Below are 18,382 nucleotides of genomic sequence, written 5' to 3'. Positions count from 1 at the left end.
GGATGATACTGGATCGGGAGGCTGGGCGGGGGAGCGGGCCGGTGCGGGACTTTCAAAGACAGTCCCTCAACCCGGCCTTTTGCGCTTCGCGGAAAGGCTGTAATAGCGAACCACGACACGCGCCTGTTTGACGGAAAGACTCTCGCACGATGCCCAAGTCCCTGCTGCGTACCCTTGGCCTGCTCGCCGCCGGCGCCGCCATCCCGACCACGATGATGGCCGTCCAGAACGCCCGCGCCGCCGAATCCACCGCGCAGGACAACGACACCTACAAGCAGCTCGACCAGTTCATGAACGTGTTCCAGAAGGTGCGCGCGGACTATGTCGACAAGACCACCGACAAGGATCTGATCAAGGGCGCGATCGACGGCATGCTCGCCAGCCTCGATCCGCACAGTTCCTACATGGACGCGCACGACTTCCAGCAGATGAAGCTGACCACCGACGGCAATTACGGCGGCCTCGGCCTCACCGTGCAGGCCGAGGACGGCGTGGTGAAGGTGGTGACGCCCACCGAGGACACGCCGGCATGGAAGGCGGGCATCAAGTCCGGCGACTACATCACCCACATCAACGGCAAGCTGATCTACGGATCGACGCTGGACGAGGCGGTCGATCAGATGCGCGGCGATCCGGGCACCAAGATCACGCTCACCATCGTGCGCCCGGGCCGCGACAAGCCCTTCGACGTCACGCTCACCCGCGAGAATATCGTGATCAAGCCGGTCAAGTGGAAGGTGACCGACAATATCGGCATCATCAACATCAACAGCTTCTCCAAGCAGACCGGCGCCGACACCCGCGCCGCGATCGCCGGCATCGACAAGGCGCTCGGCCACAAGCCGACCGGCTACATCATCGATCTGCGCGACGATCCCGGGGGGCTGCTCGACCAGGCGATCGAGACCGCCGACGCTTTCCTCGATCATGGCGAGATCGTCTCGCAGCGCGGCCGCGAGAAGGACGATATCGAGCGTTACTACGCCAAGCCCGGCGACGACGCGCACGGCCTGCCGATCATTGTGCTGGTCAACGCCGGCTCCGCCTCGGCGGCCGAGATCGTGGCCGGCGCGTTGCAGGACCAGCGCCGCGCGGTCGTGATGGGCGAGCGCAGCTTCGGCAAGGGCTCCGTCCAGACGCTGCTGCCGCTGACCGACGACACGGCGCTGCGCCTGACGACGGCGCGCTACTACACGCCGTCGGGCCGTTCGGTGCAGGAGGGCGGCATCCAGCCGGATATCTCCGTGCCGCAGCTGTCCGACCCCGACTACAAGGACCGGCCCAAGTTCCGCGAGGACGATCTGCGCCGCCACCTGATCAACGAGGCCAAGGTGGACGACAGCGTGCTGGAGGCGGACAGCAAGACCGATCCGCGCTTCGCCGCCACCGCCGATCAGCTCAAGAAGCAGGGCGTCAACGATTACCAGCTGAGCTACGCGCTGCAGACACTCTCGCGCCTTGCGCCGGCCGGCAGCGGCACGCGCGTCGCACAGGCCCTGCCGCCGACCTCCGCCGATATCCCCGTCGCCAACTGAGGCGCGTCCGATGACAAACCTGTCGCGCGCGCGGCTGATCGCGATTCTCGTCCCCAACCTGCTCCTGTGGGGGGCGATCGGATCGCAATATATCGGCCACCTCGTGCCCTGCGAGATGTGCATGTGGCAGCGCTGGCCGCATGTCGCGGCGATCGTGTTGGCGCTGATCGCCATCGCGCTTCGCACCCAGCCTTCGGCGTCGCGTGCCTTCACGCTGCTGGCGGCGCTGGCGATCCTCGTCTCGGGCGGGATCGGCGTCTATCATGCCGGCGTCGAATATCATTGGTGGACCGGGCCGGAGCGCTGCACCGGCAGTCACTTCACCTCGCTCGCCGATCTGATGAAGGCGCCGGTGGTGATGTGCGACGTGCCGCAGTGGAAGCTCGCCGGGATCAGCCTCGCCGGGTTCAATGCGATCTTCTCGATCCTGGGCGGCCTCGCGACGCTGTTCTACGCGAGCCGCAAGGGCATCCGGTGAGCGCACCCGACATCAAGCCGATGATCCGCGTCGACCAGGCCGGCGAGTTCGGCGCGACGCGCATCTATGCGGGTCAGCTCGCCGTGCTCGGCACCCGCGCGGAGGCCGCCCGGCCGATCGCGCGGATGGCGGCGCAGGAGGAGCGGCACCGGCTGGCGTTCGACCGCATCGTGGCGGAACGCGGCGTGCGTCCCACGCTGCTTGCGCCGCTGTGGGACAAGGCCGGCTTCCTGCTCGGCGCTGCGACGGCGCTGATCTCGCCCGAGGCGGCGATGGCCTGCACCGCGGCGATCGAGACCGAGATCGATCGCCATTATGGCCAGCAACTGGAAGAGCTCGGCAGCGGCGATCCGGAGCTTTCCGACACCATCGCCGAATTTCGGGCCGAGGAAGTCGAGCATCGCGAAACCGCGATCGCCGAGGGCGCCGAGCGCGCGCCTGCCTATCCGATCCTCTCGGCAGCGATCCGGCTGGGCTGTCGCGCGGCGATCGGGCTTTCGAAGCGGATTTAGGATCTCCAGCCCGAAGACTCGGAACGCCGGCACGGCCGACCGGGTCATCGTCACTCCTTGAACGCTTGCCAGAACCCTCCCATCTGGTCATGCGTTGCATCGAAATACCCTCCGGTCCGGGGACACACCATGCGCAGGCTGTTGATTCTCTCGCTCGCTCTTTCCGGCACCGCCGGCATCCAGGTCGCCGCGCCGGCGCCGGTGCTCGCCCAGATCAGCCAGGACCGCGTCATCGACGTCTATGGCGACGAGAAATGCCCGAGCAGCAACGGCCAGCAGATCGTCGTCTGCCGTCACCACGACATCCAGGAAAAATACCGCATTCCCAAGGATCTGCGCGACAGCGAGATCGCGCCGCAAGCCGGCGGCGGCAACGTCAACGCGCTGAGCGCGGTGAACACCACCGGCGGCACCGGCGTGCAGATCCAGAGCTGCAATGCGATCGGATCGGGCGTCAATGCCGGCTGCACGAAGGCCGAGATCGACAATTGGAAGGCGCAGCAGCGCGCCCAGAAGAAGCAGGAGGACGGGGTCCCCTGATCCCATGCCGTTTGCGTATGACAGCATCGTTCAGCACCGCGAAAGCCTGGGACGGGCTTGAGTTTCCTCCAGTCCAGTCGCCCGAGGCCTGCATGACGACCGCGCTTGCCACCGTTCGCTCCCTTGCTGTCGCCGTCGCCGGCTTCCTGCTCGGGCTGCTGCTCGCCGCCTGGGCGCTGCCGATCGCGGCGCGCGCCGAGCCGCCCGCGCCGACGCAAACCGCCGCCGCGCAGCCGGTCGACAACGATGCCAAGACGGTCTCGATCGTCGTGTACGGCAACGACCCCTGCCCGACCGGCAAGAATGACGAGATCATCGTCTGCGCGCGCGAGCCGGAGAGCGAGCGCTACCGCATCCCCAAGCGCTTCCGCGGCAAGAAGGAAGAATCGGCTCCGGGCAACGCCTGGGCCAACAAGGTGCGCTCCACCGACGATGCGGGGCGCATGGCGGCCGGCCTGCCGAACACCTGCTCTGCGGTGGGCATGGGCGGGCAGACGGGCTGCTACCAGCAGTTCATCAACCAGGCCGCGCAGGAACGCCGCCAGCAGAAAGAGCAGCAGGCCGACACGTCGAGCGGCTCCCCGCAGGACTGATCTCCCCTCCTCGCCCAACCCGCGCTATGACTGGGCAGAGGGCACCGAAGGGGGGACTTATGGCATCGGCCGGCGGCGTCAGGACGGGCATCGCGCCAGAACCTCTCGATCGGGCGCTCGGATTCGCTTCCATCGCGATGCTGGCCCTCGTGCTCGCGGCGATCGCGCGCGGCCACGCGCATTGGGGCGAGCCCCCGGCCGCCGTCTGGGGTCATCTCGCGCTGGTGATCGCGGCGCTGGTGCTGACCCCGGTGATGATGCTGCGCACCAAGGGATCGGACAGACACCGCCTGCTCGGCACGATCTGGGTCGCCCTGCTGCTGGCGATCGCGATCGAAGGCTTCTTCATCCCGCTCCACGGCCGATCCTTCTCGCCGATCTGGCTGATCTCGCTGTTCGTGCTGTGGCGCGTCCCGACCGCCTTTCTCGCCGCGCGCCGCCACCAGGTCGCGCGCCACCGCGCGGCGATGCGCGGAACGGTGATCGGCGCGTTCGTCGTCGCCGGCCTATTCACGCTGCCGTTCGGCCGGATGCTGGGGATATGGCTGTTCCACGGCTGACTTGCGCATCAAGGCATTGGAACATATAATGAACGAATGGCGCAGCTCGATATCCAGGCCAAGCTGGCGATCCTCGCCGATGCGGCGAAATACGATGCCTCCTGCGCGTCGTCCGGCACCGCCAAGCGCGATTCGGCGGGCAAGAAGGGCGGCATCGGATCGACCGAGGGCATGGGTATCTGCCACGCCTATGCGCCGGACGGTCGCTGCATCTCACTGCTCAAGATCCTGCTGACCAACAGCTGCATCTTCGACTGCCATTATTGCATCAACCGCAAGAGCTCGAACGTGCGGCGCGCGCGCTTCACGGCGGAGGAGGTGGTGCAGCTCACCCTCTCCTTCTACCGGCGCAACTATATCGAGGGGCTGTTCCTCTCCTCCGGCATCATCCGCTCGTCCGATTATACGATGGAGCAGATCGTCGAGGTGGCGCGCTCGCTGCGTGAAGATCACGGCTTTCGCGGCTACATCCACCTGAAGACGATTCCGGATGCTGATCCGAAGCTGCTGGAACTGGCGGGGCGCCATGCCGATCGCCTTTCGATCAACGTCGAGCTGCCGACCGTCGCGGGCCTCCAGCGCCTCGCGCCCGAGAAGTCGGCGGCGCAGATCGAGGGCGCGATGGGGGCGCTCCGCCACGGCATCGAGGACGGGCGCGACGCCACCAGGCGCTACAAGGCGGCCCCCGGCTTCGCGCCGGCGGGGCAATCGACCCAGATGATCGTCGGCGCCGACGCCGCCACCGATCGCGACATCGTCGCGCGGGCGAGCACGCTCTACGATCGCTACCAGCTGCGCCGCGTCTATTATTCGGCGTTCAGCCCGATCCCGGATGCCAGCACCGTGCTACCGCTCCAGCGCCCGCCGCTGATGCGCGAGCACCGGCTCTACCAGTCGGACTGGATGATGCGCTTCTACGGCTTCGCGCCGGGCGAGGTCGCCGCCGCCGCCGATCCCGCGACGGGCATGCTGCCGCTCGACATCGATCCCAAGCTCGCCTGGGCTCTGAAATTCCGCGAGGCCTTCCCGGTCGACGTCAACCGCGCGCCGCGGGAGGCACTGCTGCGCGTGCCGGGGCTCGGTCCGAAGGCGGTGGACGGCATCATCACCGCGCGGCGCTGGCGGCGGCTGCGGCTGGAGGACGTCGCCCGCCTCACCCGCTCGATCGCGAAGCTGCGCCCGTTCCTGATCGCCGAGGACTGGCGGCCGACGACGATCGCCGAAGCCGCCGCGCCGGTCGCCCGACCGAGGCGGGAACAGTTGGAGCTGTTCGCCGCTTGATCGTGCGGGAGGTGGTGATGGACGAGATACGCGATCCGGGGCCGATCGGCCGCCAGGCGGTAATCTGGACGTGGATATGGCTGGCCGGCGAGATCGGCTCCGGGTCGGCGGGTCTTGCGCTCGCGCTCTTCTACCCGCCCGGCGCCGATCCCGGCGATGCCGATCCGTCCACGCTGGCCGGCAGGCTGCTGGCGGCGATGGGCATCCTGACGGTGGTGAGCTTCCTGCTGTTCGTCGTCGCGGCGGTCCTGTCCTGCATCTGGATCTTCCGGATGACGGCGGTGAAGCGCGCCCTCGCCAACGCGCCCTCGATGACGCCGGGCTGGGCGGTCGGCTGGTTCTTCATCCCCATCGCCAACCTGTTCAAGCCGTTCGACGGCATCCGCGAGGCGTGGCAGGTGGCGGCCGGCGCCGGGGACTGGCCGTCCGTGCCGACACCCATGCTGCTGCGCGTCTGGTGGGCGCTGTGGCTCGGCTGGACCATCCTCGACAATATCATCGCCCGGATCGAGAATGCGCTGATCGAGACAGGCTGGCTGCTGGCCCTTTCCGGCGCGATCGCGGTGCCGCTGGCGATCCTCTGGATGCGGATCGTCCGCCACATCACCGCCGCGCAGGCCATCCAGCGCGACGCCACCGCCTTCCTCTGATGGCGCTGGCAAGACTCGAGGCGGAGGACGATTTCGAGGACTGGCGCACCGCCGCTCGCACGGCCGCGCTGCTCGATATTCCGCCGGAGGGGCTGCACTGGCAGGTGGGCGATCAGCTTGCCGATCTCTTCGCCGGGTCGACGGAACCACCGCTGCCCCCCGCGCCGGCCGGTGCCGCTTTCTCGGTGCCGCGCCCGTTCGTGACGCTCGCCGAGACGGTGATTCTTCACCACGATTCCGAGCGCTTCAACCTGCTCTACACCATGCTGCTGCGCCTGCGTGACGAACCCCGCCGAATCGAGGACGAAACCGATCCGCTCCACCGGCGGCTGGAGGAGATGGCCAAGGCGGTGCGCCGCGACATCCACAAGATGCGGGCCTTCCTGCGCTTCCGCGAGGTGGCGGACGATGACGGCCAGCCCCGCTTCGTCGCGTGGTTCGAGCCCGAACATCATATCGTGCGCGCCAATGCGGGCTTCTTCCAGCGCCGCTTCGCCAGCATGCGCTGGTCCATCCTGACGCCGGAGATCTCGATCCACTGGGACGGCGATGCGCTCGCGCAAGGCCCCGGCGCCACCCGCGAGGATGCGCCCGACGGCGATCCCACCGAGGAGGTGTGGAAGACCTATTACGCATCGATCTTCAACCCGGCACGGCTGAAGACGCATGCCATGCTGAAGGAAATGCCGAAGAAATACTGGAAAAACATGCCCGAGACGGCGTTGGTCCCCGATCTGATCGCAGGCGCGCAGGCGCGGGAGGCGGCGATGGTGGCGACCCAGGCGAAGCGGACGGGACCGGGCGGCAATGCGGAGGGGGCGCTCGCCGCGCTACGCGAGGAAGCCGCGCATTGCCGGCGCTGCCCGCTGTGGAAACCCGCGACGCAGACGGTGTTCGGCGAAGGTCCGGCGGATGCCGCCCTGCTCTTCATCGGCGAGCAGCCAGGGGATCAAGAGGATCTGGCGGGCAAGCCTTTCGTCGGCCCCGCCGGGCAGCTGTTTGACCGCGCGCTGGCCGAGGCCGGCGTCGATCGCGCCCGCGCTTACGTTTCCAATGCGGTGAAGCATTTCAAGTTCGAGCCGCGCGGCAAGCGGCGCATCCATTCCAAGCCCAATGCCGGCGAGATCGAGGCCTGCCGCTGGTGGATCGATCAGGAGCGCGCGATCGTGCGGCCGAAGGTGACGGTCGCGCTCGGCGCGACGGCGGCGCATTCGCTGCTGGGCAAGTCGGTGACGATATCGAAGCTGCGCGGCGAGCCGATCGCGCTGGCGGACGGCTCGGAAGGCTGGGTGACGGTCCACCCGAGCTTCCTGCTGCGGCTCCCCGACGAGGAGCGCAAGGCGGAGGAATATGCGCGCTTCGTGGAGGATCTGAGGCGAGTCGGCGAGCGCGCGAAGGCGCTCGCCGGATAGGGTTTAGCGATAGCGCCAGCCGCCGTGCCAGCGATCGCGGTGCCACCAGTAGCGATTGCCGTCCCAATAGCCGCGATGCGGATAATAGGTGCCGACCACCAGCGCGCCATCGGGGGCGACGACGGCCGGCCCCGGACCCATGTTCGGGCGGCAATGGCCGTACGGTCCGCGATGTCCGCCCGGGCCACAGCCCTGACGAGCGTCGGCGGGGGTGACGGCGGCGATCATCGCGCCCGTGGCGAGCGCGGTCAGAAGGATCCGTTTCATAGTATCCTCGTTCCTGTACTGGACCGGCAAATACGCGCCGGACGCCCCCTCAACGGCGATGGAAACGATTGTTTCCGCCGTTCATTCGGCAGCAAGCAAACTCTCCGCCCCACCCAGATCGACCGACACCAGACGACTGACCCCACGCTCCACCATGGTGACGCCGAAGAGGCGATGCATGCGCGCCATGCTCACCGCATTGTGGGTGACGACAAGGTATCTCGTGTCGGTTTCCTGCACCATCTGGTCGAGCAGATCGCAGAAGCGCTCGATATTGGCATCGTCGAGCGGGGCGTCCACCTCGTCGAGCACGCAGATCGGCGCGGGATTGGTGAGGAACAAAGCGAAGATCAGCGCGACCGCCGTCAGCGCCTGCTCGCCGCCCGACAGGAGCGTGAGCGAAGCCAGCTTCTTGCCCGGCGGCTGCGCCATGATCTCGAGCCCCGCTTCCAGCGGATCGTCGCTGTCGACCAGCGCGAGATGCGCCTCGCCGCCCGCGAACAGGCGGGTGAAGAGGCGGCGGAAATGGCCGTCCACCGCCTCGAACGCGGCGAGCAGCCGGGCGCGGCCCTCGCGATTGAGGCTGCCGATGGAACCGCGCAGGCGGGAAACCGCCTCGGCCAGTTCGTCGCGCTGGGCGGCCTGGGTCGTGCGCTCGGCATCGAGCTCGGCGAGCTCCTGCTCGGCGATCAGGTTGACCGGGCCGATCCGCTCGCGATCGAGGTTGAGCCGGTCGAAACGCGCGGATTCGGCGCCGGCCTCGCCGACGTCCTTCGAATCGAAGCCGACCTTTTCGGGTAGCACCGGCGCCGGGCATTCGAACCGCTCGCCGGAGACGCGCCCCATCTCGACGCGGCGCAGCTCGTGATTTTCGTGGCGTGCGACAGCGGTGGCGCGCGCCTCGCGGGCGGAGGCCGCCGCCTCCCCGGCATCGGCGGCGACGCGCTCGGCCTCGCGGAGCAGCGCTTCCGCCTGACGCTCTTCCAGCGCGGTGGCCTCGCCGGTCTTGGCGGCATCCTCGCGCTCGGTCTCGGCGGCGGCGATCTTCGTCTCGACCTGCTTCGGTGCCGGGGCGAGCAATTCCGCCTCGTCGTTGGCGGCGGCGGCGCGGGCAGTCATTTCCTTGATGCGCTTGGCGGCGTCGCCGGCCCGTGCGTTCCAGCCTTTGGCCTCGGCGCGGGCAGAGACGGCGCGGTCGCGATCGGCGGCGAGCCCGCGATCGAGCGCGGCGAGATCGACGCGATACTGGCCGACCGCCGCCCGTGCAGCATCGGTGGCTGCGCGCTGGGTGGCGACACCGCGCGCCGTCTCGCCGCCGTCGGGCAAGGCGAGCACGGCCTGCTCGGCGCGCTGCACCTCGTCGGCCGCCTCGGCGCGCTCGGCTTCGGCCCCCTTCGCGCGCTCGGCCAGCTCGGCGCGACGCGACTCCACCCGTTCGATCGCGACGCGCGCGCGGCCTTCGATCATCGCCTCGTCTCGCGCGCGGCGCTCTGCTGCCTGTTGCGCGGTGCGGGCGGCTTGTCCCTCGCGTTGTGCGGTATCGAGCGTCACCGAGATGCCCGTCAGCGCCGCTTCCGCCGACGTGACCGCGTCGCGCGCCGGAGCCACCAGTCGCTCGATCTCGACGAGCCGATTGCGGCGGATCAGTCCCTCTGCCGCCGCCGCGCCGCGATCTTCGGCGATGAAACCATCCCAGCGCCGCAACCTGCCATCGCGGGTCACGAGCCGCTGGCCGACGTCGAGCAGGATCGACCCGTCATCGGCATCGACCACACCGACCTGCGCCAGCCGCCGCGCCAGCTCGGCCGGCGCCTCGACATGATCGGCGAGCGCCATGCAACCCGCGGGAAGTGCCGGATCACCCTTCGCATCCGCACCCGCCCAGCGCACCGCACCCGCGCCGATCGGCGCTTCCAGATCGTCACCCAGCGCCGCCGCCAATGCGCGCTCGTAGCCGGGCGCGGCGGTGATCCGGTCGATCGCCTTGGCCTTACCGTCTCTCTTCGCCAGCGAGCGCGAGAGTGCCGCCGCCTCCGATTCGAGCGAGGCGAGATCGGCCCGCGCCGCCGCCACTGCCGCCTGTGCCGCATCGCGATCGGCCAGCGCCGCCATACGGCGCACCTCCGCCGTGGCGATCGTTTCTCCCGCTGTAGCGGCCTCCGCTTCCGCCGCTTCGCGCACGAGGATCGAGCGCTTCAACTCCGCCTCATGCTGCGCAGCATCGCCGACCTGCGCCGCGTCGCGCGCGATACGGGCAACCTCGCCCTCCGCCCTCGACAGCCTCTGCTGCACGGAAGACAGCGCGGCACGCGCGATCCGTGCCTCCGCCTGCTCGGCCGCCTCCGCCGCGAGCGCCTGCGCCAGTGCCACTTCGGCATCGCGCAGCGTCACCTCCGCCTCGGCCAGCCGCGACGCCAGCGCCGGCCGCGACGCCTCCGCCTCGGTCGCGCGCGCCGCGAGCGTCTCCGCCTCCTCGGTCAATCGCGCGATGGCGTTGGCGGCATCCTCGGCCAGCGCGCCCTCACGCGCGCGATCATGCTCCAGAGTGTCACGCAGCCGCGCCACGTCGGCGATGCGCCGGTGGAGCGCCTCCAGCTCGGATCGCAGGGTTTGCAGCCGATGCCCGGCGCTCGCCACCACCTCGCGCGCCGCCTGCGCCGCCGATCGCGCGGCGGCAACCTTCATCGTCGCCTGCCCGACCGCCTCGGTGGCGCGGCGCTGCTGATCGGCAGTGGTGGCGACGGCCGCCTCGGCAACTTCCGCCTCGCGCTTGGCCTTCTCCGCCTGTGCCGCGGCATCGCGCCAGCGCGCGTAGATCAGCCGCCCCTCCGCGATCCGGATCTCGACAGAGAGCAGCCGGTACCGCTCCGCCGCGCGCGCCTGCCGGCGCAGTGCCGTCGCGCGCGCCTCCATGTCGCCGAGCAGGGTATCGAGCCGCTCCAGATTGGTCTCGGTCGCGCGCAGCTTCAGTTCGGCGTCGCGGCGGCGGACGTGGAGGCCGGCGATCCCGGCCGCCTCCTCCAGCATCGCGCGGCGATCGACCGGTTTGGCGGCGATGATCGCGCCGATCCGGCCCTGGCTGACCAGCGCCGGCGAATGCGCGCCCGTGGCGGCGTCGGCGAACAGCAGGGCGACGTCCTTCTGCCGCACGTCTCGCCCGTCGATGCGGTAGGCGGACCCCGCGCCGCGCTCGATCCGCCGCACCACCTCGGCGTCCCGCCCGTCCAATTGATCGAGCAGGATCGAGACCTCGGCAAAGTCGCGCGCCGGCCGCGCCGTGGTGCCAGCGAAGATCACGTCCTCCATGCCGCCGCCGCGCAGCGACTTGGCCGACGCCTCGCCCATCACCCAGCGGATCGCCTCCAGCAGGTTGGACTTGCCGCAGCCATTGGGGCCGACGATGCCCGTCAGCCCCTTCTCGATGACCAGCTCGGCCGGATCGACGAAGCTCTTGAAGCCCGTGAGCTTGAGCTTCCGGATGCGCATCGGTGCGGCCCGCCCCCTCAGGCCCGCATCAGGCGCCGGCGGCCTTCAGCGCCGGCTCCAGCGTCGCCCAGTCGTAAGCGTCGGACTTGGTACCGTTGATCAGGAAGGTCGGCGTCTGGTCGACGTTGAACTGCGACTGCGCGGTGTTCATCTGCTGGGTGATCGCGTCGGTCGCCTTGGGATCGGCGAGGCACGCCCGCGTCTTGGCTTCCGGCACGCCGCGCTGGCCGACGAACTGGATGTAGCCCAGCGCCTCGGCCCACTTGGTCGCCTGGTCGTTGGGCGATCCGGTGAGGCTGTTCTGGAAGGTCGGCGGCAGGGTCTGCAGCTTGGCGACCATCTGGTCCTGGCTCGCCATCATCTGGTCGAGGATCGGGAAGAAGGTCGACGGGCCGTTGCACTGGCCGACGAGAATCGCGGCGAGGTCCATCGGGTGGATCAGGAAGTCGCGGAACTCGTAGCTCACCTTGCCGGTCGCGACATATTGCGACTTCAGCAGCGGCTCGCCTTCCTTGGAGAAATGCGCACAGTGCGGGCAGGAGCGCGAGCCATATTCGATCAGCTTCACCGGTGCGTTCGGGTTGCCCATCACGAAGCCGCCATCGGGCGTCCTCGTCACCTGCTCGGTCCAGCCGCCCGGCGGTGCCGCGACGGGGGCGGCGGACGCGGTGTTGGTCGCGGCGGGCGCGGTGCCGTCATCGGCATGCTGCTTGCAGCCGGCGAGCGCCAGCGCGGCGAGGACGGGCACGAGGAAACGGGGGGTCTTCATGGCGAACATCTACTCCTGTCAGCCCTTGATCGCCGCCTGGACGGCGGGTTCGAGTTGCGCCCAGCCGTGGATGTCGGGCTGGGCGGCATCGTTGATGAAGAAGCCCGGCGTGCCGCTGATGTGGCGCACGTTCCAGGCATCGTTGGTGGTCTTCTGCAGCGCCGCCTCGGCGGTCTTGTCGGCGAGGCCCCTTTCGAGCGCGGCGGACGTCACGCCCTGCTTGGCCAGCATCGCCTCGATCCCGATGCTGGTGAGCATCGCGTGGATGGCGGGCGTGTTGTCGGTGCTGTTGAGCTTGTCGCGGTTGGCGCTGATGTAATCGTAGGCCTTGGGCAGCCAATCCTGCTGCGCGCCCATCACCGCGCCGACCGCATCGAAATAGCGCGGCGTCGCGACCGAGCGGGCGGCAAGCGCCATGGTGAGATCGATCGCGTCGCGCAGCGCCGGGCGGAGCTCGTAGCTCACTTGGCCCCCGCGAACGTAATTCTGGATCAGCGGCGTCGCTCCCTCGGTGGCGAAGGCGGCGCAATGCGGGCAGGTGAAGGAGAAGAATTCCAGCACCTTCACCTTGGCTGCCGGGTTGCCGATGCGCATGCCGCCATCGGGCGTGAGCGCGATAGTCTTCGTCCAATCCGCCACGTGCTGGGCGCCATGAACGGGCGGATGCCGGGTCGCGGCCTGCGCCGCGACGGGCGATGCGAGGGCAAGCAAAGCGAGAAGGGTACGGATCATTCGGAAGGCTCCGGCAGGCGCGGCGCGCCCGTGGTGAAGGACAGGCCCGTGGCCAGCGATTCGAGCACCGCGCGCAGCTCCGGATCGCCGACCGCGCGCAGCGAATCGCCGAGCGCGACGGGTTTGAGCGAGGGCGGTGCAGGCTTGGGCGCGGGTTTGGGGCGCGGCTGGGCGGCCCCCTGGCGGATCTGCACGCGGGCGACGGCAGGGTAGCCGAAGAAGAGGTTGACCCGATCGATCAGTGTCGGCGCGACATGCTGCATCATCGGGGCATGCGCGCCCTCGACCGTCAGCGTCAGCACGCCGTCCGATTTCCTGCCGGCGGGAAAGCGGATCGATTCGGGCGCCGACACGCCGGCGAAGCGCTGGCCGACGATCTCCGGCCAGCGGCTGATGATCGCCGACTGGACGAATCCGAAGCGGCGGAAGGCCGCGCCGCCGATCTCGGGCACGATCTCCGCGACCGAGCGGGCGCGGTTCTGACGCGGGGGTTCGACGGGCGTCTTGCCGCCCTTGCCGGTCTTTGCGCCCGACCCAGATTTTCGAGAAGTCCGTTCCGTCATTTCCTTCCCCATGCCATAGCCGCCTCATGCTCGTCGATACGCCAGTCTCGCGCCTGCTCGTCGATTGGTATGATGTCCACGCCCGCACGCTCCCCTGGCGCACGCCGCCGGGAGCGAAAGTGCGGCCCGATCCCTATCGGGTGTGGCTGTCCGAGATCATGCTCCAGCAGACCACGGTAGCGGCGGTCGGCCCGTATTTCGCGAAGTTCAAAGGCCGCTGGCCGACCGTGGAGGCGCTGGCGGCGGCCGACGAGGCTGAATTGATGGCCGCCTGGGCGGGGCTCGGCTACTACGCCCGCGCCCGCAATCTGATCGCCTGCGCCCGCGAAGTTGCGCGGCTGGGCGGTTTCCCGGCCACCGAGGACGGCTTGCGCGCGCTTCCCGGCATCGGCGCCTACACCGCCGCCGCCATAGCCGCGATCGCCTTCGGAGAGCGGGCGGTGGTGGTCGACGCCAATGTCGAGCGCGTCGTCTCGCGGCTGTTCGCGATATCCGAACCGCTGCCGGGCAGCCGCCCGCGCATCCGGGCGCTCGCCGACACGATCACGCCGGACGCGCGCGCCGGGGATTTCGCGCAGGCGATGATGGATCTCGGCTCCGCCGTCTGCACGCCCCGCAACCCGCGCTGCGATGCCTGCCCGCTCACCTCCGCCTGCACGGCCTATGCTCAGGGCAATCCGGAAGCCTATCCGGTCAAGCCCGCCAAGAAGGCCAAGCCCCGCCGCAGGGGCATCGCCTATTGGCTCGAATCGGAGGGCGCGGTGCTGCTCGTCCGCCGGCCGGACAAGGGGATGCTCGGCGGCATGCGCGCGCTGCCCGGCGGCGAGTGGGGCGATCCGCCGGAGGCCGCGCCGCCCGTCCCCGCGACCTGGCGCCACGTCGGCACGGTCGAGCATGTCTTCACCCATTTCGCCCTGTCGCTCGACGTGATGGCCGCCGACATTCCCGCTCGCCCGGTCGAAGGCGAATGGTGGCCGGTCGCCGCGATCGAGGAGGCCGGCCTTCCCACCCTCTATGCCCGCGCCGCCGCGCTCGGCCGCGCCTCATCGGAGATGCTCGCTTTATGACCCCTGGCTTCACCGGCTCCCTGCTCGATCGCGCCGACGAGGCGCGCCACGACGAGACGAAGGTCCGCGCGATGCGCTCCGACCCCGAAGCGCTGCTGCTGGAGATGAGCGGCCTGCATCCGACCGGCGCGGAACAGGGAACGCTCGGCTGGACGCCGCTGAAATATGCCGAGGTGCGGACCGAGCTCGCGCTGCTCGGCCGGCTCGACGGCACGCCCCGCTTCGTGGCGCTGGAGCGCGGCGTATCGGCCTTCCGCCGCTCGCCCGAACTGTTCGCCGCGATCACCGCGATGTCGGCCGAGGATGCCGGTACCTATGCGACTGCGCGCAGCCTGGTCGACTGGCACAGCCGCCACGGTTTCTGCGCCAATTGCGGGACGGAGACGATGGTGTTCCGCGCCGGCTGGGGCCGTGCCTGCCCGAACTGCAATGCCGAGCATTTCCCGCGCGTCGATCCCGTCGTGATCATGCTCGCGCAGCATGGCGAGGGCGAGAATGCCCGTGTGCTGGTGGGCCGCCAGCCGGCTTTCCCGCCGGGCCGCTATTCGGCGCTCGCCGGCTTCCTCGAACCCGGCGAATCGATCGAGGAGGCGGTCGCGCGCGAACTGAAGGAGGAGGCCGGCGTCTCCGTCCATTCGGTGCGCTACATGGCATCGCAGCCCTGGCCCTTCCCCTCGCAGTTGATGATCGCCTGCGTCGGGATGACGGACGACGATGCGCTGATCGTCGATCATACCGAGCTGGAGGAAGCGCTATGGGTGAGCCGCGACGGCGTTCGCGCCTCGCTGGCCGGCGATCCGGACGCGCCGTTCCTGCCACCCCCGCCCTACGCGATCGCGCATACCCTTTTCAGCATGTGGGTGGCTGAATGATCCTCCCTAGGCGAAGCGTGGGGCGGGCGACCATCCGAAGGATGGTGGAAGGGAGATGCGCCGCGCCTGCCCCTCCACCACCCGCTTCGCGGGCGGTCCCCTCCCAACCTGCGATGGGGAGGACCTAGAAGTTATCCCCGCGCCCTTGCCCGCGGGTAGGTGCCGAGCAACCGCACCCAGCGCGAGTGGAAAGCGAGTTCCTCCAGCGCCCGCGCCACCGGCGTGTCTTCGGGATGCCCCTCGATATCGGCGTAGAATTCGGTCGCCTGGAAGGCGCCGCCGCGCTGGTAGCTTTCCAGCTTGGTCATGTTGACACCGTTGGTGGCGAAGCCGCCCATCGCCTTGAACAGGGCGGCCGGCACGTTCTTCACCGCGAACATCAGGGTCGTCATGTACGGCCCGGGCGCCAGTTCGGCCGGCGCCGCCAGCGCCAGCGCGACGAAGCGCGTGGTGTTGTCGGCCTCGTCGGCGATCGCCTCCTCGATCAGCGGCAGACCGTAGATCTCCGACGCCAGCTTGGGCGCCAACGCGGCGACGTCCTTGGGTGCGCCCATCGCCACCACCTCGGCGGCGGCGGCGGCGGTGTCGGCATAGGGAATAGCGCGGATGCCCTTTCCGCGCAGCCAGTGCCGGCACTGGCCGAGCGCCTGCGGATGGCTCATCGCCTCCTTCACATCGCCCAGCTTACCCGATCCCAGCAGGCAGTGGCGGATCGGCAGGAAATGCTCACCGGTGATGACGAGGCCGCTTTCGGGCAGCAGGAAGTGCATATCCGCCACGCGGCCGTGCAGCGAATTCTCGATCGGGATCAGCGCGCAGTCGGCCTCGCCCTTGCGCACCGCGTCGATCGCATCCTCGAAGCCGAAGCAGGGCAGCGGCAGCGCATCGGGAAACGCCTCGCCCACCGCGATATGGCTGTTGGCGCCGGGCGCGCCCTGGAAGGCGACGGCGCGCTGCGGCTCGGCGGCGGCGGCGGCCACCATCTCGTCGACGAGCCTCGCGGCGGGGGCGGGATAGGTCTGCATGGGCCTGCGCGCTTACGCGCTCTGCGTGCACCGCCGCAAGCGCGCTTGCGCGTGACGTTTCCGGAATCTATGGGTTGCCCCCGAAAGTCGCCGCCACGTATCCAAGCGGACGACGAACAGGGAGTGCGGCGGCGCATGGTGGAGCGGAACGAGGATCCCCATTTCGAGGGTGGGCACCGGGTATCCGGTGGCGCGAAGGACCGCACCAACACGATCGCCGGCTGGGTATTGTTCGCCGGTATCTGTGCGCTCGGCTTCTCCGTGGTGACCGGCGAATATTTCCATTCCGAGCGGCCCGAGAAGATGGGCTATACGGTGGAGGGTGTCGAGGCCGAGGATACCGGTGGCGGCGAAGCGGCCGAGAAGCCGGCGGCTTTCTACCTCGCCTCGGCCGATCCGCAGAAGGGCGCCGAGGTCTTCAAGAAATGCGGTGCCTGCCATTCGGACCAGAAGGGCGGCCCCAACCAGATCGGCCCGCAGCTGTGGGGCGTCGTCGGTCGCCCGGTCGGTACCGAGGCGGGATTCTCCTATTCGGACGCGCTGAAGCAGCATAGCGGCCCGTGGACGTTCGACGAGCTCTTCCAGTGGCTGAAGAGCCCGAAGGCCTATGCGCCGGGCACCAAGATGACCTTCGCCGGGCTTTCCAAGCCTGAGGATCGCGCCAACGTCATCGCCTACCTCAACACCCAGAGCGACAGCCCGCAGAAGCTGCCGACCGCGCCGGCGGCGGCTCCCGCTGCTGCGGCGGGCACGGATGCGGCGGCCAAGCCCGGCGACAACACTGCCGGCGAGGGCGCCAAGAAGCAGCCGGTCGTCACCGAGGGCCAGGCCGCGGCGAATCCCAAGGGCACGGTGGGCGGCGACGCCGCGCCGAGCGTGACGGGCAACGCGGCCCAGACGAAGAAGTAAGGATCACATCCTCCCCAGCTCGGCTGGGGAGGGGGACCATGCGAAGCATGGCGGAGGGGCCGCCGGCGCAAGCCGACGGTCTTTTTGCTGGGACCTTAAAACCCGTTCGCCCTGAGCCTGTCGAAGGGCGGTCCTTCTTTTTCCAGCGCCGAAAGAAAGGACAGGGCTTCGACAGGCTCAGCCCGAACGGATTTCGGATTAGCCTTCGCCCATCCCATACCAGTCCTCGACGATCGCCCAGGCTTCCTCGGCGGTCTCGACGAAGCGGAACAGCTCCAGATCCTGCGGCGAGATCACGCCGTAGCTTGCCAGCGCGTGCCAATCGACCACCGTCTCCCAGAAGTCCCGCCCGAACAGCAGGATGGGCAGCGGCCGGGTCTTGCCGGTCTGCACGAGCGTCAGCAGCTCGAAGAATTCGTCGAACGTGCCGAAGCCCCCGGGAAACACCGCCACGGCACGCGCATGGAGCAGGAAGTGCATCTTCCTGAGCGCGAAATAGTGGAAGCGCAGCGACAGATGCGGGGTCACATATGCGTTGGGCGCCTGCTCGTGCGGCAGCACGATGTTGAGGCCGATCGTGTCCGCGCCGACGTCGCGGGCGCCGCGATTCGCCGCCTCCATGATCGATGGCCCGCCGCCCGAGCAGACGACGAACTGCTTCTTGCCGTCCTCGTCCAGCCCGACCTTGCTTGCGATCCGGGCCAGCTTGCGCGCCTCGTCATAATAATGGGCGAGGCCCGCCTGCTTCTCGGCGATCGCCTTCTGCTCGGGCGTCGTCGCCGCCTCCAGCACGATCGGCACGCGATCGGGTTCGGGGATGCGCGCCGATCCGTACATCACGAAGGTGGAGCCGATATTCGCCTCGTCGAGCGTCAGCTGGGTCTTGAGCAGTTCCAGCTGGAAACGGACGGGGCGCAGATCCTCGCGCAGCAGGAAATCCTCGTCCTGGAAGGCGAGGCGGTAGGAAGGGTCCTCGGTCTGCGGGGTGATCACCGCTTCGCGGGCGACCTTCGCCTCGGTGCGGGCGGGCGCGAAGATACGCTTGGGAACGCCGGCCTTGTCGCCGGCCGGGGTACGATTGTCGTTGCTCATCGGCGGGGACTTAGGCCCGCTTCGTGACGAAAGGAAGAT

General features: G+C 69.1%; 19 protein-coding genes. 12 read left to right on the top strand and 7 right to left on the bottom strand.

Going from position 1 to position 18,382, the window contains the following annotated elements; genetic code table 11:
- The first annotated feature begins 149 nt into the window (after positions 1-149).
- From HZF05_RS01855 to HZF05_RS01815, 9 genes are all read left to right on the top strand, one after another.
- Positions 150-1,535, top strand: a complete 1,386-nt coding sequence (locus HZF05_RS01855; protein ID WP_160364919.1) for a S41 family peptidase — start codon at positions 150-152, stop codon at positions 1,533-1,535.
- A 10-nt stretch (positions 1,536-1,545) separates the two neighbouring features.
- On the top strand, positions 1,546-2,013 hold the full coding sequence (locus HZF05_RS01850; RefSeq protein ID WP_160364918.1) for a disulfide bond formation protein B: 468 nt from the start codon (positions 1,546-1,548) through the stop codon (positions 2,011-2,013).
- A 20-nt stretch (positions 2,014-2,033) separates the two neighbouring features.
- Positions 2,034-2,525 (top strand): demethoxyubiquinone hydroxylase family protein, encoded by a 492-nt coding sequence (locus tag HZF05_RS01845; RefSeq protein WP_160365233.1) that lies wholly within the window; start codon positions 2,034-2,036, stop codon positions 2,523-2,525.
- 129 nt (positions 2,526-2,654) lie between these two features.
- Positions 2,655-3,065, top strand: coding sequence for a hypothetical protein (locus HZF05_RS01840; protein ID WP_160364917.1), 411 nt, complete (start codon positions 2,655-2,657; stop codon positions 3,063-3,065).
- Between the two features lie 92 nt (positions 3,066-3,157).
- Complete coding sequence (locus HZF05_RS01835) at positions 3,158-3,658, top strand: hypothetical protein (RefSeq protein ID WP_181638768.1); 501 nt, start codon at positions 3,158-3,160, stop codon at positions 3,656-3,658.
- Positions 3,659-3,717: 59 nt separating this feature from the next.
- Complete coding sequence (locus HZF05_RS01830) at positions 3,718-4,218, top strand: DUF2306 domain-containing protein (RefSeq protein WP_160364916.1); 501 nt, start codon at positions 3,718-3,720, stop codon at positions 4,216-4,218.
- Positions 4,219-4,254: 36 nt separating this feature from the next.
- A complete protein-coding gene (locus HZF05_RS01825; RefSeq protein WP_160364915.1) occupies positions 4,255-5,499 on the top strand; it encodes a putative DNA modification/repair radical SAM protein in 1,245 nt (414 codons plus the stop codon).
- Positions 5,500-5,516: 17 nt separating this feature from the next.
- The gene (locus tag HZF05_RS01820) at positions 5,517-6,149 is read left to right on the top strand and encodes a DUF4328 domain-containing protein (RefSeq protein WP_160364914.1); all 633 of its coding nucleotides are present in this window, start codon (positions 5,517-5,519) and stop codon (positions 6,147-6,149) included.
- On the top strand, positions 6,149-7,561 hold the full coding sequence (locus HZF05_RS01815) for a UdgX family uracil-DNA binding protein (protein ID WP_160364913.1): 1,413 nt from the start codon (positions 6,149-6,151) through the stop codon (positions 7,559-7,561). The genes HZF05_RS01820 and HZF05_RS01815 overlap by 1 nt, the downstream gene beginning before the upstream one ends.
- 3 nt (positions 7,562-7,564) lie before the next feature.
- On the opposite strand, the gene HZF05_RS01810 is transcribed toward HZF05_RS01815, so the two are convergent.
- From HZF05_RS01810 to HZF05_RS01790, 5 genes are all read right to left on the bottom strand, one after another.
- Positions 7,565-7,828 (bottom strand): GCG_CRPN prefix-to-repeats domain-containing protein, encoded by a 264-nt coding sequence (locus tag HZF05_RS01810; protein ID WP_160364912.1) that lies wholly within the window; start codon positions 7,826-7,828, stop codon positions 7,565-7,567.
- Positions 7,829-7,909: 81 nt separating this feature from the next.
- The gene (smc, locus tag HZF05_RS01805) at positions 7,910-11,314 is read right to left on the bottom strand and encodes a chromosome segregation protein SMC (RefSeq protein WP_160364911.1); all 3,405 of its coding nucleotides are present in this window, start codon (positions 11,312-11,314) and stop codon (positions 7,910-7,912) included.
- Positions 11,315-11,342: 28 nt separating this feature from the next.
- Positions 11,343-12,083: a thioredoxin domain-containing protein gene (locus HZF05_RS01800; RefSeq protein ID WP_160364910.1), complete on the bottom strand. Its 741-nt coding sequence runs from the start codon at positions 12,081-12,083 to the stop codon at positions 11,343-11,345.
- 18 nt (positions 12,084-12,101) lie between these two features.
- Positions 12,102-12,815 (bottom strand): thioredoxin domain-containing protein, encoded by a 714-nt coding sequence (locus tag HZF05_RS01795; protein WP_160364909.1) that lies wholly within the window; start codon positions 12,813-12,815, stop codon positions 12,102-12,104.
- Positions 12,812-13,378 carry a DUF721 domain-containing protein gene (locus HZF05_RS01790; protein ID WP_246331455.1) on the bottom strand — a complete coding sequence of 189 codons (567 nt, stop codon included), beginning with the start codon at positions 13,376-13,378 and terminating at the stop codon, positions 12,812-12,814. Before HZF05_RS01790 ends, HZF05_RS01795 begins: the two co-directional genes overlap by 4 nt.
- 26 nt (positions 13,379-13,404) lie before the next feature.
- Between HZF05_RS01790 and HZF05_RS01785 the strand changes: the two genes are divergently transcribed.
- Together HZF05_RS01785 and nudC are read left to right on the top strand one after the other, a co-directional pair.
- Positions 13,405-14,445, top strand: coding sequence for an A/G-specific adenine glycosylase (locus tag HZF05_RS01785; protein ID WP_160364907.1), 1,041 nt, complete (start codon positions 13,405-13,407; stop codon positions 14,443-14,445).
- Positions 14,442-15,317: an NAD(+) diphosphatase gene (gene nudC, locus HZF05_RS01780; RefSeq protein WP_160364906.1), complete on the top strand. Its 876-nt coding sequence runs from the start codon at positions 14,442-14,444 to the stop codon at positions 15,315-15,317. Before HZF05_RS01785 ends, nudC begins: the two co-directional genes overlap by 4 nt.
- Positions 15,318-15,448: 131 nt before the next feature.
- On the opposite strand, the gene HZF05_RS01775 is transcribed toward nudC, so the two are convergent.
- Entirely contained in the window at positions 15,449-16,342 is an 894-nt protein-coding gene (locus HZF05_RS01775) for a prephenate dehydratase (RefSeq protein WP_160364905.1), read from the bottom strand.
- Positions 16,343-16,477: 135 nt separating this feature from the next.
- Here HZF05_RS01775 and HZF05_RS01770 point away from each other — a divergent pair, with 135 nt between their 5' ends.
- Positions 16,478-17,251: a c-type cytochrome gene (locus tag HZF05_RS01770; RefSeq protein WP_160364904.1), complete on the top strand. Its 774-nt coding sequence runs from the start codon at positions 16,478-16,480 to the stop codon at positions 17,249-17,251.
- Positions 17,252-17,449: 198 nt separating this feature from the next.
- On the opposite strand, the gene HZF05_RS01765 is transcribed toward HZF05_RS01770, so the two are convergent.
- A complete protein-coding gene (locus HZF05_RS01765) occupies positions 17,450-18,343 on the bottom strand; it encodes an LOG family protein (RefSeq protein ID WP_160364903.1) in 894 nt (297 codons plus the stop codon).
- Positions 18,344-18,382 lie beyond the last annotated feature (39 nt).

Origin of the sequence: Sphingomonas chungangi, assembly GCF_013778325.1 — a bacterium.
Classification (GTDB): Bacteria; Pseudomonadota; Alphaproteobacteria; order Sphingomonadales; family Sphingomonadaceae; genus Solisphingomonas; species Solisphingomonas chungangi.
This window is presented reverse-complemented; position numbering and strand designations above follow the sequence as displayed.